Origin of the sequence: Zwartia lucis (genome assembly GCF_965234455.1) — a bacterium.
GTDB lineage: Bacteria > Pseudomonadota > Gammaproteobacteria > Burkholderiales > Burkholderiaceae_B > Zwartia > Zwartia lucis.
In genome coordinates, this window is record NZ_OZ248473.1 from 881,277 (window position 1) to 896,894 (window position 15,618).

A 15,618-nucleotide genomic window follows, 5' to 3' on the forward strand; every position below is an offset into this window, starting at 1 on the left:
CTTATGCACTGGTCGGTTATCCTTACATATCGCGATGCATTGATTAATGGGTTGGTGGTAACCGTTCAGATCACCGTTTGCGCAGCAATCGGTGCGTTTGTACTAGGCGTTATATTGGCCTTTCTCCGACAGCTTCCAGTTTATGTCCTTAAACGACTGGTAGACGCCTACGTTGAATTCATACGCAATATTCCCGCGATTGTGAAGGTCTTCTTCCTTTATTTCGTGATGGGCTGGGAAGGATGGCAGAGTGCGGTGGTTGGGCTGGCAATTCACCAAAGCGCCTATATATGCGATGCGCTCGATGCAGGATTCCGCTCTGTTCCGCGCGAACAGAGCGAAGCCTCTTGGGCATTGGGGCATAGTCGTTTCGCTACATTTCGCTTTGTTCTGTTGCCGCAGATATGGGTGGTTTCACTCCCCTCGATCACAAATCAGTTGATAGAAGTGTTGAAAAACTCGTCAATTGTGATGCTGATCGGCGTTCAGGAGCTGACTTTTCAGGCTCAACAGATCGAGGCAGACACGTTTCGCGGATTTGAAGCGGCAACGGTGGTTACGGCTATATATATTATGTTGGCGTTCGGCATTGCAGGCGGCGCCAGTTGGTTTGAAAGGAAGGTAGCTCGGCGATGACCAATGGTTCCACTTATTCATCGCGCATCCAGACTCGTCGACGCCGAACCGAAGTTGTATTGCTGCTGGTTGCTTTAGCCATTTTCATCTTTATCGTAAAGGATTATCGCTGGTCGGTCGTAGTTGATGCCGCGCCCTTGCTGGCCCAAGGCCTAGCGTTTTCCTGGTTCTTGACAATCGCATCGGTCTTGATCGGTCTACCGATGGGTATAGTTCTGGCAATATTACGTACGCAGAAAATAAAGCCGATACGGATAGCCGCGGTGGCGATTGTTGAGATTATCCGCGCAACGCCTCAGCTTATGGTTATATTCTGGGTTTATTTTGCTCTGCCTTCGCTCACGGGTGTACGGATACCTTCATGGCCGGCCGCAGTTTTCAGTTTGTCGATAATAGCAGCGGCGTACCTGGCTGAAGTCGTACGAGGCGGGCTGAATGCCGTGCCACATATTCTGATTGAAAGCGGATACGCTACCGGTCTTTCCAGGTTTCAGATCCTTCGGCATATCGTGATACCGCAGGCTTTGCGTACGATGATCCCTTCCCTGATCTCGCATATCGTTATGATGTTCAAATTGACCTCACTGATTTATATCGTGGGCATTACCGATTTCTTCCGTGCAGTGATCTTGATCAATAATCGCGTCTTCGAACCACTTCCGCTGTATACGATGCTGGCTATCGGCTATTTCGTATGCTGCTACGCCTTGTCACGCTTGGTTCGTCGTTTTGATGTGGAAGCAGCTCGCGCGGTGTAGTGATCCGTTTCCCCAAGTTGGGCTTTGAGCCCAAGGATTAATGCGTCGCCGAAGCTCTCGAACGCCGCGTCCAATGGGGCCGATTTCCCGCTTACCCAGCGAATGACGAAAGCCCGGTTTCCCATTTCGCCGGCTAATCGAGCAATGGTCGGAAACCGCTCCGGATCGGCCTGGCTGAAACGGCTCCGCAAGTCAATTACCCACTGCTCATCTGCGGGAGTAGCAGATAGCTCCAGCGTGACAAAGCCTATCATCCCCGCCATGACCGAGTTATAGGCGTTCATCAGCGAATCTCCGCTGAAGCCGGCCTTTTCAAGTACACGGAGCAGTTTGTCGACCACGTTGATATCGACGCCGAGGTTGGATGCCAAGTCTGCGCCGAGAAGTGGCGCGATATTCGGGTGCCGCATGACGGCCGACCGATAGGATTGCATCAGAGTGAAAACCCAGGCCTGCCAATCAAGTTCTTCTGCGTCGGGAAGAATATCCGCAAGCACATGCTCCACGATGGCCGCTAGCAAGCCGCTCCGGCTTTGCACATACCAGTAGATCGCGCTGGGGTAGACGGAAAGCCGTGATGCGAGCGTCCGCATGGAAAGGCTGGACAGTCCCTTTTCATCGATCAGGGCAAGAGCTTCAATCACTATTCTCTCACGGCCCAATTCAGTCTTGGGAGACCTTCCAGATTTACTCAGCTTACTCATTTGATACCTTAAGTATGTAAATCGCTCTAGAGTTCAAAGTGAAACTTTATAAGCAACGATAGATGCGCACACTGCTTGTACGACGTACAATTAGACATGGTGAATTAACCATTGGTGGATAAATTCTATGCAAATATCTCTATACTCGCTCGCAAATTCAGTTGAAGAGGCACGCGCCTCGTACATAGAACGCCATCCCAAATCGCGACAAATGTCGCAAGCCGCCACCCAGGTAATGCCCGGAGGGAATACTCGTACCGTACTTTACTACTCTCCCTTCCCCCTTTATTTCGAACGAGGCGAAGGTGCGTATCTGTGGGATAGCGAAGGGTTCCAGTATCTCAATTTACTGGGCGAATTTACTGCCGGCATATTCGGTCATAGCCATCCCATCATACGCGAAGCAATACAAGAAGCGCTGGCTCAGGGACTAAACCTTAGTGGACATACACCGGGAGAAATACGCCTAGCACAGTTGATCCATGACCGTTTTCCTTCCATGGAGTTGATGCGTTTTACAAACTCGGGAACCGAAGCGAACCTCATGGCTATCTCAGCCGCCAAGCTCACAACCAGACGCGATGCGGTCATGATTTTTTCGGGCGCATACCACGGTGGCGTACTGAGTTTCAGTGCAGGCCAAGAGTCGCTCAACGTTCCGTTTCAATTCATCAAGAGCAAATACAACGACATCCAGACCACCCGGGATCTGCTGAGGTCTCATGGTTCTGAGCTCGCTTGTGTGCTGATCGAACCCATGATAGGAGCCGGAGGCTGCATTCCCGCTGATATTGAATTCCTGAAGATGTTACGCAGCGAAACGCAACTCTGTGGGGCCGCGCTGATATTTGACGAAGTTATGACCTCACGGCTTTCAATAGGCGGCGCCCAAGCGCTGCACAATATCGTTCCTGATCTTACCACACTGGGAAAATACCTTGGCGGCGGCATGTCGTTCGGAGCATTCGGTGGAGCGCGGCACTTGATGGAGCCGTTCGACCCGAGCAGGCCTGGGTCCGTGGCGCACGCCGGCACATTCAACAATAACGTGCTCTCGATGGCGGCAGGCAGTGCGGCGCTAGAACGGATTCTGACGAAAGACGTACTCGAGAAGCTGAACCTTCGCGGCGACCGTCTGCGGAAAGGCCTAAACGAGGCGTTCTCGTGCGCAGATGTCCCATTGCAGGCCACGGGCCAGGGCTCCTTGCTAAACATACATGCAATGCGTAACTCAATACGATGCCCTGAAGACCTCGCGGCGAACAATGAATTGATCAAAGAGCTGTTTTTCTTGGACATGCTCGAGAGTGGCTACTATATGGCCCGACGCGGATTCATCGCCTTGAACATCGAAATCAGCGATATTGAGATAGACCGATTTCTGCAAAGTGTCTCCAATTTCTTGGAAAAACGCCGTGACGTGCTGGTCGGCGTCTGAATCTCATCATTGAGAACTTGATTTCTGCGGTGTCGATAATACTTTTTTAACGATCTATGTCTTGCTGTAGGAAATTGACGAAGTACTGCGGCTGCTCGACAATGGGCTCGATACCTAGAGTAGTAAACATCCGGCCTGCAACGTGGGTGTTCAAGTCATTAGAATAGTTGACGCCTATATTCGATGGTGTATGAAAAGAATGTGCGGCCAAAAACCTCGACTGGTTCAAGCTGTAAGTCCGAGACTTTGTCTGTATCCTAGGGGACTAAGTGATCCAAGAAATATCTTGATTCATTTGGCTCCCCCACCCTGGATTTGAACCAAGGACCAGCAGGATTAACAGAAAAGTCGGTTGTTTAAATATCTTTTAAAAACAGTAACTTATCTTCAAAAAAGATCATCGTGTAATAATTCGTGTAATTGAATCAAGAGTTGCATAATGCAACTCTTGGGCACTTGAGTCCGTTTTTACTCATTACACAAACAATAAAACACCAATCTCTTTAATCAATACATCCAGAAATCTGCAGGATAGGCAGCTTCCGAGTTGCCCGATTGTTTCCCCATCATATTTTTGCGCTGACCTTTTCTGGTCGTAATTTTTGTCGACTTGCGTTAGTTTGTACTCAAAAACTTTAATCAAGGTGTAGTTGTGGTCCGAAACTCAGTTTTGAGCGCAGTAATAAAAGCCATTAGCGCTGGGAATGTATCTCGATCGTTGCGAGTTATAAGGCCAAGCTTTGCCATGGGTAGAGGTAGTTTTACTGAAAATACATTCAATAGACCAGCTTTAGCATAGTGCTGGGCTACATCTGATGGCAGAACTGACAGTGAATCGGTTTTAGAAATAATCGACGTTGTAGCGAGTATCGATGAGGTCTCTAAAATATGAGGGACTAAGGTGATGCCTGCGACTTGAAATACCTGCTGGATGCGACGACGCATCGGACTACCGTCCGGATGCAATATCCATCGGTACTGGACTAAATCACCTAGCGTAACTTTTTTCTTTTTCATCATCGGATGCCCTGGGCGTCCAACGATGCACATGGGCTCGCCCTCAAGAGGATCGATTTGAAGATTTGCGTTCTGAAAGTCATCAGGTAGTCGTCCCAACACAATATCGAGCTCGCCCCCGGCCAACGCGGGGATTAGCAAATCACTCGTCTCAACCAGAAGCGATACATGGACATTTCGATTGGACTCATGGAAAGTGGTTAACGCGTTGGTCAGTATGATTGGAACCGCCCCCATCACGCTACCGATGCGCAGTAGTCCGCTTGCACCACTTGCAAGCGCATCGATTTCCTTGATGACGTGCTCAAAGTCGTGCAATACGCTTCGGGCGTACCGAATCATGGCTTCACCATAGGTGGTTGGAAGCATGCCACGGGCTTGTCGATAAAAAAGACTGACACCAAGGCGCTCCTCTAGCTGCTGAAGTGAGGCGGTAGCTGCTGGCTGCGTAGTATGAATAGCCGCTGCTGCGCGATGCAGGTTGCGATGCTGGTCAAGAGCGACCAGGAGCATCACTTGCTGGCTTTTTAAGCGCAGTTGTCGGAACTGATTGTCAGATAGTTGCAGGCTGTTTTTCATCATTACAAGTAATATAAAAAAACATATCGGTTAATCAGATATAACGATTATACGTTTATCGATCAAGAATCTACGATTAATAGCCTGCAAATATTATCAACCACTTGTCAACATGAAAATAACTTCTATTTCTGTCAAAGATATTCGGTTTCCAACCTCCCGCACCTTGGATGGGTCAGATGCGATGAACGCAGCGCCTGACTACTCAGCGGCCTATGTTGTGTTGCACACCGATAGCAAACAAGGCCTTGAGGGGCATGGGTTGACCTTCACGATTGGGCGTGGAAACGAAATATGCGTGGCCGCGATCAAGGCGTTGCAACATTTTGTAATCGGGCGAACGCTGGGTGAGTTGACAGAAAATATGGGAGCCTTTTGGCGCGAAATCACGACAAGCGATAGTCAATTGCGTTGGCTAGGTCCAGACAAAGGAGTGATGCATTTGGCGACGGCTGCGATTGTTAACGCCGTTTGGGATCTGTGGGCGAAGTCAGTTAATAAGCCCGTCTGGAAAATGTTGGCAGATATGACACCTGAAGAGTTGGTGGCGTGTTTGGACTTTAGATTTGTGACCGACGCCATTACACCAGAAGAAGCCCTAGCGTTGTTACGAAGAAACCTGGCCGGCAGGGCTACTCGCGCAAATGAAATGCAGGAAAAGGGCTACCCAGGCTACACGACTTCAGCAGGATGGCTTGGCTACACAGAAGAGAAGATTCGGCGTTTGGCACGCGAGGGAGTTGCTGAGGGTTGGACACACTTTAAACAAAAGGTGGGTGGCAATTTAGCCGATGATATGCGTCGCGCTAGCATTTTGCGAGAAGAGATTGGCTGGGATAGAAAGCTCATGATGGACGCTAACCAAGTGTGGGATGTCGACGAGACTATCACCAATATGCGCAAGCTCGCCGCATTTGATCCTTGGTGGATCGAGGAGCCCACAAGCCCAGATGACATCCTAGGCCATGCAAGTATCCGAGCGCGTGTAAAGCCAATTGGTGTAGCCACCGGGGAACACTGTCACAACCGAGTGATGTTCAAGCAGTTGCTTCAAGCAAAAGCGATCGATTTTTGTCAGGTTGATGCAGCACGGTTAGGCGGTCTCAATGAAGTTCTTGTTGTGCTTCTAATGGCAGCAAAGTTTGGTGTTCCCGTCTGCCCGCATGCAGGCGGAGTGGGTTTATGCGAATATGTGCAACATATATCAATCTTTGATTACATAGCCGTTTCAGCATCACTCGATAATCGTGTTTTGGAATATGTAGATCATTTGCACGAGCACTTTGTAGAGCCTGTTGTGATTCGAAGAGGCCGTTATATGCCACCACAACAGCCTGGTTACAGCATTGAAATTCACAAGAATAGTTTGGATAAATATTCTTATCCTGACGGCGAAGCTTGGCTCTAGAAATGGAAAACTTCTCATCGCAAAATTATCTTCCAATAGACGGATTGGCAGGCACCTTGGTGGGCCGAGTGTGGAGTACCGAAGTGACCAGCCCACCAAATGGCGGACCTTGTGTGGTGGCGTTACGCCAAGACGGCGTATTTGATTTGACTGCACATTGGCCAACCATGAGCGACTTGTTGGAAGAGCCGAATCCAGCGGAAAGCGTCGCTAGGGTGCCAGGCAAACATATCGGCAGTATCGAAGCAGTCTTGCAACATACGTTAGATTCAAAAGTATCTGCTCGAGGCATAATGCAACCGCATTTTTTGGCACCTTGTGATCTTCAGGTAATCAAGGCGGCTGGCGTTACGTTTGCTTCGAGTTTGATCGAACGTGTGATCGAGGAGCGAGCGAAAGGCAATCCTGCGCTCGCGATGAGTATACGCACGCAAGTGTTAGACGTATTAGGCGGTTCGTTAGCAGATATCGTGCCTGGCTCAGAAAAGGCGCAAGAGGTAAAGGCCTTTTTGATTCAGCAGGGAATGTGGTCGCAATACCTTGAAGTCGGAATCGGTCCAGATGCTGAGGTATTTACTAAAGCTCCGATACTATCAGCTGTCGGTCTAGGCGCAGAGATTGGGATTCACCCTAGTTCGTCTTGGAACAATCCTGAACCGGAGATTGTCCTTGCTGTTGATAGCTCGGGTAGGATCAAGGGAGCAACCTTGGGTAATGATGTCAATTTGCGTGACATTGAAGGACGTAGCGCTTTACTTTTGGGTAAAGCAAAAGATAACAACGGCTCGTGTGCGATCGGCCCGTTTCTACGCTTGTTTGATAACACGTTTGATTTGGATACGATTAGACGTTGTGTAGTGAAATTAGAGGTGCGTGGTCAAGACGGTTTTGTTATGCGCGGAGAAAGTTCAATGAAAAAAATTAGCCGCGATCCAAGCGAACTTGTCGCGCAGACGATGGGTGGACATCATCAATATCCTGATGGATGCATGTTGTTTTTGGGAACAATGTTCGCACCTGTACAAGATCGTGGTGCCCTTGGCAGTGGCTTTACGCATCGAATTGGCGACAGTGTTCGCATTGAAACCGATGCGCTCGGCGCCCTATTAAATCACGTCAATTACTGTGACCAGATAAAACCTTGGACGTTTGGAATCCGTGCGTTACAAAGAAACTTGACGGAACGACAAATGTGGCAAGCAACAACTTTTGAAAGGAAGCAGGTTTTATGAGCAAGCCTCGAATTGCACTCGTTTTGGGTGATCCTGCCGGAATCGGTCCTGAGCTTGTTGCACGTTTGCTTGCTGACCCTCGCACACTGAAGATGGCCAACATACTTTTGATAGCTGATTCTAAAGAGGTTGCAAAGGGCATGCGCCTTGCGGGCCAACATACTGCGTTTGTTCGGGCTGATTCTTTGGCATCGGTTTCCTATGCGCAAAGCCTAACGCTGCTTGAATTCGATACGAGTCGAACGACAGAATTTCGATCCGGCGAGTGCAACGAAGCGTCGGGTCGCTATACGATACAAACTTTGCAAATTGCGCTAGATGCTGTATCGCAAGATCTAGCTGACGCAATCGTTTTTGCACCCTTAAATAAGCATGCCTTGCATTTGGCTGGAATGCACACCCCCGACGAAATGCACTGGTTTGCAGAACGATTGAGTTTCACTGGAGCGATCAGCGAGTTCAATGTGCTGGATGGTCTGTGGACTTCGCGCGTGACCTCTCATATCGCCCACAAAGATGTGGCAATGCAGCTAACGATTCCGGGGATAGAACAAGCCATCACCTTGCTGTATAGCGCCATGCGCGACTGCGGGGTATTGGCGCCGCGTATTGCGGTGTGTGGTCTGAATCCTCACAATGGTGATAATGGATCCTTCGGACGCGAGGAGATTGACGTCATTGCGCCGGCAGTTCAAAGCGCGAAGGCTAAAGGGATCCCTGTACAAGGTCCGTTTGCTGCGGATACATTATTTTTAAAAGTACAAGGTGAACAGCGTCAATTCGATGGCATTGTCACGATGTATCACGATCAAGGTCAAATCGCCATGAAGCTAATGGGCTTCTGGCGTGGCGTCACCGTTCAGGGAGGGTTACCCATACCAATTCTTACGCCAGCCCATGGGACGGCTGTGGATATTGCTGGGCAAGGGAAGGCAAACCCAGGTGCAATGCAGCAAGCTTTTGAACTAGCGTGCCATATGGTGCAAAACCACCGCTAGAAACATTTTAAAAACGGAGATGATGCTATGAATCGCAAAAACTTTATTGCTTGTAGTTTGCTTAGCGCATTATGCGTAACCACCGCTTATGCGCAAGACTATCCTTCGGCTAAACCAGTCCGAATTATGGTTGGTGCGTCGGCGGGAGGCGGTACCGATATCCTCGCGCGGCTATTAGCCGATAAATTTGGGCAGTCAATGAAGCAGTCGTTTGTGGTCGAAAACAGACCTGGAGCCGCAAATACGTTGGCAGCTGATGCAACCGCTAAAGCTCCGAGAGACGGCTACACACTATTGGTTGCAACTAATACTGGTCAGGCAATAGCGCCACATCTTTTAAAACTTGCTTACGACCCGATGAAGGATTTACAGCCAATTGGCATGGTCGTCGTTGTACCGCATTTACTGCTTGTGGGCCCTAACGAAACAGCCAAAGATATTAGAGCGCTTGTGGCAGCTATGAAAAGCAAGCCTGCGGGTTATAGCTACGCCTCGTCTGGTATTGGTAGTACGCAGCACATCGCTGGCGAAGCACTCAACATGTCTGCAGGAACTAAAGCGTTGCATATTCCTTACAAAGGTAGCAGTGCCGCGCATACGGATTTAATTAGTGGACAGGTTCAAATCATGCTTGATACCACCTCATCGTCGATGGCGCTGGTGAAAGCGGGAAAGCTACGGCCCTTGGCTATCACGACAGCCAATCGCTCTCCAGAGCTGCCAGACGTACCGACAATGCGCGAAATCGGGTTTCCTGCAGTTGAAATTAGCACTTGGTACGGCCTTTACACAACGGCAGGCACTCCAAAGGTTGTCGTAGATAAACTAAGTGCTGAGTTAAAAAAGACGTTGCAACTACCTGATGTTCAACAGCGCCTTAAAGCGCTGGGGGGTAGTTCAATTGATATGACCACTCAGCAATTCACTGAATTCAATATTAATGAATTCAATCGCTTCGGTAAAATCGTCAAAGAGGCGAATATCAAAGCTGAATAGCTTAAACGCCTAATTATTGGCGCCGGTTACCGACGCCAACAATTCAACAACTGCGTATGTACCTTTTGGGCACTCAAATCGGTTTTGACAAGGTCAACACACAACTACTTAGCCTCAAGAGATCGCATTTTCTTTAAATCTTCAGCGGTAAGGCGACGATCAACACCATCAATAGACACGATTAAACAGGTATTTGTTTTAATTGCTAGATCTTCGGCAGCCCGAGCGGCGCGCATCATTGCAGCGTAAGAGCCTGCCAAGTCGGGATCAGATGACTCACGTATATCCTTAGGATTCATCATTTACTCCAATCGATCAGTTTAGGTGGGTAAACATAGCTGTCATACATGGCCCACGAGTCAACAACTTTACTGTAGTTTTTATAAAAGTTCTCAAGACCCGCTTTAAATCGTCTACGAATCACATCCTCAGGAATGTTGTGGCCGCCCTGCATCACGCGTTGCGCGACACGAGAAACAGCCAAGTCACCACTAGGTAAAGACAAAAACCACAATTTCACCTGATAACCAAGTTTCTGCCAACACTTAATTTTCCGCAAATAACTCAAACCAGATAACGTAGTTTCAAATGCAAAATCATGACCGGCCGCGACGCACACATCGATTTCTTGCAACATCAAACGCCCAGCCTTAAAGGCAACAGACTCGGGATTGAACGGTGCTAAGCCGGCAGCAATTAAATCGGCATTAATAAATCTAAGCGTTTGGGCTTCAGAAGGTAAAAAGTCACGGGCAAACGTTGTTTTGCCAGCACCATTAGGTCCTGCAATGATGATGATTTTTTTCAAACAGTCTACCCTTGAAAAGAACGCAACATGTGCAAGGGGAATCCTTAAAACCCGCTATAAAAACAGATGCTAAACATCTACGCTTGCTCTCATTTTATGGGCATGAAGGTTCGATGTCACGCGCATCGTTACTGTCGGAGCAAAAAACAAAAAGCCCAACTTTGTGAGTTGGGCAATGCGTCTGGAACAGACCAAGTATTCTTGACTCCCCGAGCTGGGCTCGATCCAGCGACCAGTAGGATTAACAGAAAAGTCGGCTGTTTAAATATTGTTTAAAAACAGTAACTTATATTCGAAAAATATCATCGTGTAATAATTCGTGTAATTGAATCAAGAGTTGCATTATGCAACTCTTGGGCACTTGGGTCCGTTTTTACTCATTACAAATAAATGCTCCTAACGCAAAGACATTCCAATAAATATCCCGATCAATAGAACGATGGTTATCACCAATATCGATGAAAATCTCGAACCGCTTGATTCCGACTTAGCTGCTAGACAAATTAAGAAGACAGTGAGCAGTTAAGATTGTCAACAACAACCACCGTGATGTTGTTGAGCCAGGCGAGTAAACTGCGACTTTCCACCTTTTGAGACTTGATGTCATGTCGCAAGCTTTTTTTGTTGATGCACACCATCTAGATTGGGCAGACTGCGCTCTAGCGATGACTCGAGAATACTTCACCTGGTTGGACGAGCAGATTCAAGAAACTTGTCATTTCTCTATTGAAGAACTTGTGGGAATGCCGCTGAGCACGTATGTCACGCTCTCGATGAACGTCATCACCCCTAGGGATGGAGTCGATGCTGTGTTTTATATCCTTGCGACTGAAGCTGGCGCTGTTGCGATGGGCGGTTTGCGGCGGTTACCCAGCGGGCATGGCGAGGTGGTGCGAATCTATACAAAGCCCGAGCATCGAGGGCAGGGCTACGCAAGCACTGTGCTTAAAAAACTGATTTTCGAGGCGAAAATCCGCGGCTTCAAAACACTGAATCTCGATACCGCTGTCTTCATGAAAAATGCTCAATTGATGTATGCCTCGAATGGATTTGAGAAGTGTGAGCCATATGAGGGGGCGGAGCCGCCCGCCCATTTGTTGCCGTACTGGTATTTTATGAAGCTTAAGCTTGGGTAAATTTGTATTGATCGCGCATTGGTATCGTCGCCTAAGGCCTTTGCCGAGCCGGAAATCACAATGGGGATAGGTAAGCGTACGGCTGTCCAAAGAGTCTTCGGTGTTGGCGCCAGCGGCGCCAACATATCAGCGCTTAAGAGCTGCATAGACATCGCTGCAAGTGGCACCCAAGTGGCACGAAAGACTGCAGAAATGAAAAAGCCCAATATTGGAGTTGGGCGAAGTCATTCTTTAATTTGGCTCCCCACCCTAGATTTGAACCAAGGACCAGCAGGATTAACAGGGCGTTTTATATTCTGAGTAGTATTCCGGCGTTATTTGTAGTTTATTAGAGAGCTCTGGAGTTTTGGGAACTTTAAACTTTCTACTCCAGTTTGAACGGTCCGACCACCTATCCAATACCGCACTCACTTAAGCTTTGAGCAACATTAAAGACAAAGCCCCCTTTTGTCTTTTGTATAAGAAATCGAGGGTGCATATATTTTTTTATCGAGTTTTAAATGCACCGTAACAATGATTACTACCTAATGTAGTTTTTAAAAAATGAACTTACCCTACTGCTCAAGGGGTAAACTCCAAAAATATATCTTTCACTGATTCTGTCAGGCGATTTAAGCTCCATCTTATTGCTGCACTCGCTATCACGGCTAACTCGTGCATTACCTACGCTCAATCAAGCGGGAAGGCTTTTATTGTCGCCCCTGGGTTGTTGGTTACAAATCATCACGTGATCGATGGATGCGGTGCTATCGAGGTAGTCGCAGCAGATGGGCGTCGACCAGTCACGGTAGTCGATTCAGTTGAACAAATAGATCTGGCTCTTCTGCGTGTATACCGGCTAAGAGGCGGCGTGGTTGTCATCCTTTTGAAGGACAATTAGGTACTTCATTATCCAAATACTAAAGCTCAAGTTTTACTGAAAGTATTCCAGCTTTGGGGTTGCTACAACTTATTGCCATCGATTCCATCCGCGTCTCACCACTCATGACGGTGTTAGAAACTTAAGTCCTCAGAGTCACTCAATTATGGCGGCTTGAACCATAGACCGGAACTGATTCCGCAACGCTATCCGGTCAGGATCGCTCACCTGCACCATATAGATCGCAATCAATTGCTCCTTCGGGTCGATCCAGAACAGAGTACCTGCATTGCCTGCCCAACCATATTCACCTGTTGTGCCCGGTAGCCCGGCATCGCCTGTACGTTGACGCACCTCGAAGCCAAGACCAAATCCAAGTCCCGGCGGACGCCCAGGGCGATTGAGTGTGTGGTCAGCCGTCATGAACTCAAGCGTCTTCTTTCCGATGATCCTGTTGCCTTGAAAAGAACCGCCATTCGCAAGTGCTGAAGTAAATCGCAGATAGTCCTCAACTGTACTAACCATGCCACCACCACCTGACTCGTATTTGGCACCATCATCAACCTTGAATCGCGGTGTTATTGGCTGTCCGTTAGGACGAGGTCCAGGTTGTGCCACTCGTGCAAGCTTTTCTGTTGGCACCTGAAATGCAGTGTCTTTCATTCCTAAAGGCTGGAGTATGCGTTCTGCAATAGCCTCACTCAGCTTTTTGCCGGTAATAACTTCGATCAATCTGCCCTGAACGTCCACTGAGACACTGTATTCCCATCTTTCGCCTGGGTTGAACTTAAGCGCAAGCTTTGAAAGACGTGTCACCATTTCCTCGGCGTTCACAGTGCGATCGCCGATCTTGGCTTCGACGTAGGACGCGTTGATTTGCGATCCGCCACGGCGGCCATAGGTGAGCCCCGACGTGTGGCGCAGCAGATCTTGAACGGTCATAGGGCGTGTTGGATCGCTAAGTTGAACCACCGGCCTGCCATCGGGCCCAGCCACCTCGGTTCCGACCTTCATCTTTCCGATTTCTGGCAAGTATTTGGACACAGGATCGCTTATCTGCAACCGACCCTCCTCAACGAGCTGCATCAAAGTCACGCTGACAATTGGTTTTGTCATTGAATAGATTCGAAAGATCGAATCAAGCTTCATGGCTTCTGGTGATGTTGAATCAAGTTTGCCTTGAACGGATACCCACGCGACTTTGCCGCGCCTAGCCACCAGCATCACTGCTCCAGGCATCAACCCATCGTTGATATGCGCCTTAGTCACTGCCTCGATTTTCTTGAATTGCGACGAGGACAATCCAACCTCTTCAGGTGAAGCCGCCATAGGCATCGGGAGTTGAGCGTGAGCAGTGCAGGTAAGACTAGCAAACGCTAAAACAGCAAGGGTGAATTTAAATTTCATCATGCAGGTTTTTCCTATCGCTGAGTTTGATTGATCGTACGCAGCAAACAGTTGATGCCTAAAGATTGACGAAGTCAATGGATTCAATGTTGAATTCTTAAGTGATTACCCTATTGGCTCCGTATTTAAACCACCTCGATCAATACTTGTATTGTTAGAACTTTTGAAAAAAGTTTCTCGCCAGAAATTGAATTTGCTTCGGTCTCTATCGAGTGGTGCGTATAAAAAGTGGGGGTAGGTTTAAGTTCGGCGGGTGAATCGTACTGCTGGCTCATCCCCCGTTAATGGGGTAGAGCCGATATTAATGGCTCCCCGACCTGGACTCGAACCAGGGACCTGCGGATTAACAGAAAAGTCGGTTGTTTAAATGTCTATTAAAAACAGTAACTTATCTTCAAAAAAGATCACCGTGTAATAATTCGTGTAATTAAATCAAGAGTTGCATAATGCAACTCTTGGGCATTTGGGTCCGTTTTGTTCATCAGAAAAAACTGAAACCTTAGTGTCGTGACAGTCGTATAAGTTGCCAGCATTGTCTTGACATTGTGCGCGTCAAAACAAGCCGTCTAAGGCTAGACAGCATGACACTGAACAAATGGTCTACAAAGCCCCTGGTCAATATTCAACCGGTACAGGGGCGAGGTTGCACCATGAGGGCCATCGCTTTGAGCCTGGATCACAGCGCCAGCTCCATCAGTCGCGAGCTTGCGCGTAACGTCTCGCTTGAGTTTGACATTTTCATCTTTAAGCTCGCGTAGCTCACGCCCGCTAGGGACGCTCTCTTTGCCTAGCGCACAAAACGCAGTCTTCCAACTCGTTAAGTGATGGGGGTAAATGCCTTTCTCGCGACACCAAGCCTGCAACGCCTCGCTGCTCAGACCGTACGTCTCATTTAAGGCAGCGAGAGCTGCTCCTCGCCCGTCCAGTCTTGAGGCCTGCGTTCGGAGCTCCTGACGGGGATACTGCGATCAATACCAGTTCTGTTTTTCATCCAGTATCTTAACGTGTGAACGCTGATACCTAGATCGTCAGCGACAGACATAATGGATCGGCCTTCACGGTTGTATGTTTTAAGCAAAGCTTGTTCTACAAATGCAGCGAGATATCGAATGCCCCGTTGGCCGGTCAAATTCCCCCATCTCTGGCCAGGTCAAACTCCCCCAGCTGAGCGGGCTGTAAATTAGGGCCAATCGCCCAAGTTTTAGCCGCAGTTCAGCCCCTGGCAGGACGTTATCTTTACCCCTCGACTGAGGGGAACTGGATTGAACGTCTTGAAACCGCACTTACAAACGACGATTTACACCTTGCTGGCCGCTAAAACGAGCCAGTATGAGATTGCGCGCGTCACCGGTATCGACCGCAAAACAATCCGAGGCTATGCACAACGTTGGCTGGCCGGGGATTCAAATTCCCCCGGGGTGGCCACCGGCTCCGAAGTTCAAATTCCCCCACCCCGGCCACCGGCTCCGAAGTTCAAATTCCCCCACCCCGGCCACCGGCTTTGGCGGGCTCTGGTTCGAGCTCGGCGTGCGAGCCGTACCGCGAGTTCATCACCGCGCAATTGCGGCTACGTCGCAATTACACCGCCATCTATCAAGACTTGGTCGATCAGCTTGGGTACACCGGTGGCTACAACAGCGTC

The 15,618-nt window shown here is 48.8% G+C and carries 14 protein-coding genes and 3 pseudogenes; 11 read left to right on the forward strand and 6 right to left on the reverse strand.

What is annotated here, in order from left to right; all coding sequences use genetic code 11:
* The first annotated feature begins 3 nt into the window (after positions 1–3).
* Positions 4–636 carry an amino acid ABC transporter permease gene (locus tag AC8GE9_RS10555; RefSeq protein WP_506677114.1) on the forward strand — a complete coding sequence of 211 codons (633 nt, stop codon included), beginning with the start codon at positions 4–6 and terminating at the stop codon, positions 634–636.
* Complete coding sequence (locus AC8GE9_RS10560) at positions 633–1,394, forward strand: amino acid ABC transporter permease (protein WP_506677115.1); 762 nt, start codon at positions 633–635, stop codon at positions 1,392–1,394. Before AC8GE9_RS10555 ends, AC8GE9_RS10560 begins: the two co-directional genes overlap by 4 nt.
* Here the strand turns inward: AC8GE9_RS10560 and AC8GE9_RS10565 are convergent.
* On the reverse strand, positions 1,337–2,038 hold the full coding sequence (locus AC8GE9_RS10565) for a TetR/AcrR family transcriptional regulator (protein ID WP_506677116.1): 702 nt from the start codon (positions 2,036–2,038) through the stop codon (positions 1,337–1,339). The two genes, AC8GE9_RS10560 and AC8GE9_RS10565, sit on opposite strands and share 58 nt — an antisense overlap.
* A gap of 187 nt (positions 2,039–2,225) precedes the next feature.
* Between AC8GE9_RS10565 and AC8GE9_RS10570 the strand changes: the two genes are divergently transcribed.
* Positions 2,226–3,536: an aspartate aminotransferase family protein gene (locus AC8GE9_RS10570; protein ID WP_506677117.1), complete on the forward strand. Its 1,311-nt coding sequence runs from the start codon at positions 2,226–2,228 to the stop codon at positions 3,534–3,536.
* A 639-nt stretch (positions 3,537–4,175) separates the two neighbouring features.
* Here the strand turns inward: AC8GE9_RS10570 and AC8GE9_RS10575 are convergent.
* Positions 4,176–5,066 carry a LysR family transcriptional regulator gene (locus tag AC8GE9_RS10575; RefSeq protein WP_506677118.1) on the reverse strand — a complete coding sequence of 297 codons (891 nt, stop codon included), beginning with the start codon at positions 5,064–5,066 and terminating at the stop codon, positions 4,176–4,178.
* A 178-nt stretch (positions 5,067–5,244) separates the two neighbouring features.
* Between AC8GE9_RS10575 and AC8GE9_RS10580 the strand changes: the two genes are divergently transcribed.
* From AC8GE9_RS10580 to AC8GE9_RS10595, 4 genes are read left to right on the forward strand one after another with little or no spacing between them, the layout of a single operon-like run.
* Positions 5,245–6,540, forward strand: a complete 1,296-nt coding sequence (locus tag AC8GE9_RS10580) for an L-fuconate dehydratase (RefSeq protein WP_506677119.1) — start codon at positions 5,245–5,247, stop codon at positions 6,538–6,540.
* 2 nt (positions 6,541–6,542) lie between these two features.
* On the forward strand, positions 6,543–7,772 hold the full coding sequence (locus AC8GE9_RS10585; protein ID WP_506677120.1) for a fumarylacetoacetate hydrolase family protein: 1,230 nt from the start codon (positions 6,543–6,545) through the stop codon (positions 7,770–7,772).
* Positions 7,769–8,770, forward strand: coding sequence for a 4-hydroxythreonine-4-phosphate dehydrogenase PdxA (locus AC8GE9_RS10590; protein WP_506677121.1), 1,002 nt, complete (start codon positions 7,769–7,771; stop codon positions 8,768–8,770). The genes AC8GE9_RS10585 and AC8GE9_RS10590 overlap by 4 nt, the downstream gene beginning before the upstream one ends.
* Positions 8,771–8,797: 27 nt before the next feature.
* Complete coding sequence (locus AC8GE9_RS10595) at positions 8,798–9,766, forward strand: Bug family tripartite tricarboxylate transporter substrate binding protein (RefSeq protein ID WP_506677122.1); 969 nt, start codon at positions 8,798–8,800, stop codon at positions 9,764–9,766.
* Positions 9,767–9,870: 104 nt separating this feature from the next.
* Here AC8GE9_RS10595 and AC8GE9_RS10600 read toward each other — a convergent pair whose 3' ends face one another.
* Both AC8GE9_RS10600 and AC8GE9_RS10605 read right to left on the reverse strand, forming a co-directional pair.
* Positions 9,871–10,068 carry a hypothetical protein gene (locus AC8GE9_RS10600; protein WP_482675964.1) on the reverse strand — a complete coding sequence of 66 codons (198 nt, stop codon included), beginning with the start codon at positions 10,066–10,068 and terminating at the stop codon, positions 9,871–9,873.
* Positions 10,065–10,574: an ATPase gene (locus tag AC8GE9_RS10605; RefSeq protein WP_506677123.1), complete on the reverse strand. Its 510-nt coding sequence runs from the start codon at positions 10,572–10,574 to the stop codon at positions 10,065–10,067. Before AC8GE9_RS10605 ends, AC8GE9_RS10600 begins: the two co-directional genes overlap by 4 nt.
* Before the next feature lie 605 nt (positions 10,575–11,179).
* Here AC8GE9_RS10605 and AC8GE9_RS10610 point away from each other — a divergent pair.
* Positions 11,180–11,710 (forward strand): GNAT family N-acetyltransferase, encoded by a 531-nt coding sequence (locus AC8GE9_RS10610; protein ID WP_506677124.1) that lies wholly within the window; start codon positions 11,180–11,182, stop codon positions 11,708–11,710.
* A gap of 691 nt (positions 11,711–12,401) precedes the next feature.
* Complete coding sequence (locus tag AC8GE9_RS10615) at positions 12,402–12,590, forward strand: trypsin-like peptidase domain-containing protein (protein WP_506677148.1); 189 nt, start codon at positions 12,402–12,404, stop codon at positions 12,588–12,590.
* A 135-nt stretch (positions 12,591–12,725) separates the two neighbouring features.
* Here the strand turns inward: AC8GE9_RS10615 and AC8GE9_RS10620 are convergent, their stop codons facing one another.
* Positions 12,726–13,979: a serine hydrolase domain-containing protein gene (locus tag AC8GE9_RS10620; protein WP_506677125.1), complete on the reverse strand. Its 1,254-nt coding sequence runs from the start codon at positions 13,977–13,979 to the stop codon at positions 12,726–12,728.
* A gap of 635 nt (positions 13,980–14,614) precedes the next feature.
* Between AC8GE9_RS10620 and AC8GE9_RS10625 the strand changes: the two are divergent.
* A pseudogene (locus tag AC8GE9_RS10625) lies at positions 14,615–14,692 on the forward strand (helix-turn-helix domain-containing protein); the annotation flags it as partial.
* Positions 14,693–14,752: 60 nt separating this feature from the next.
* Here AC8GE9_RS10625 and AC8GE9_RS10630 read toward each other — a convergent pair.
* Positions 14,753–14,839 (reverse strand): annotated as a pseudogene (locus tag AC8GE9_RS10630) (transposase); the annotation flags it as partial.
* A 399-nt stretch (positions 14,840–15,238) separates the two neighbouring features.
* Between AC8GE9_RS10630 and AC8GE9_RS10635 the strand changes: the two are divergent.
* Positions 15,239–15,618 (forward strand): annotated as a pseudogene (locus AC8GE9_RS10635) (IS21 family transposase); the annotation flags it as partial.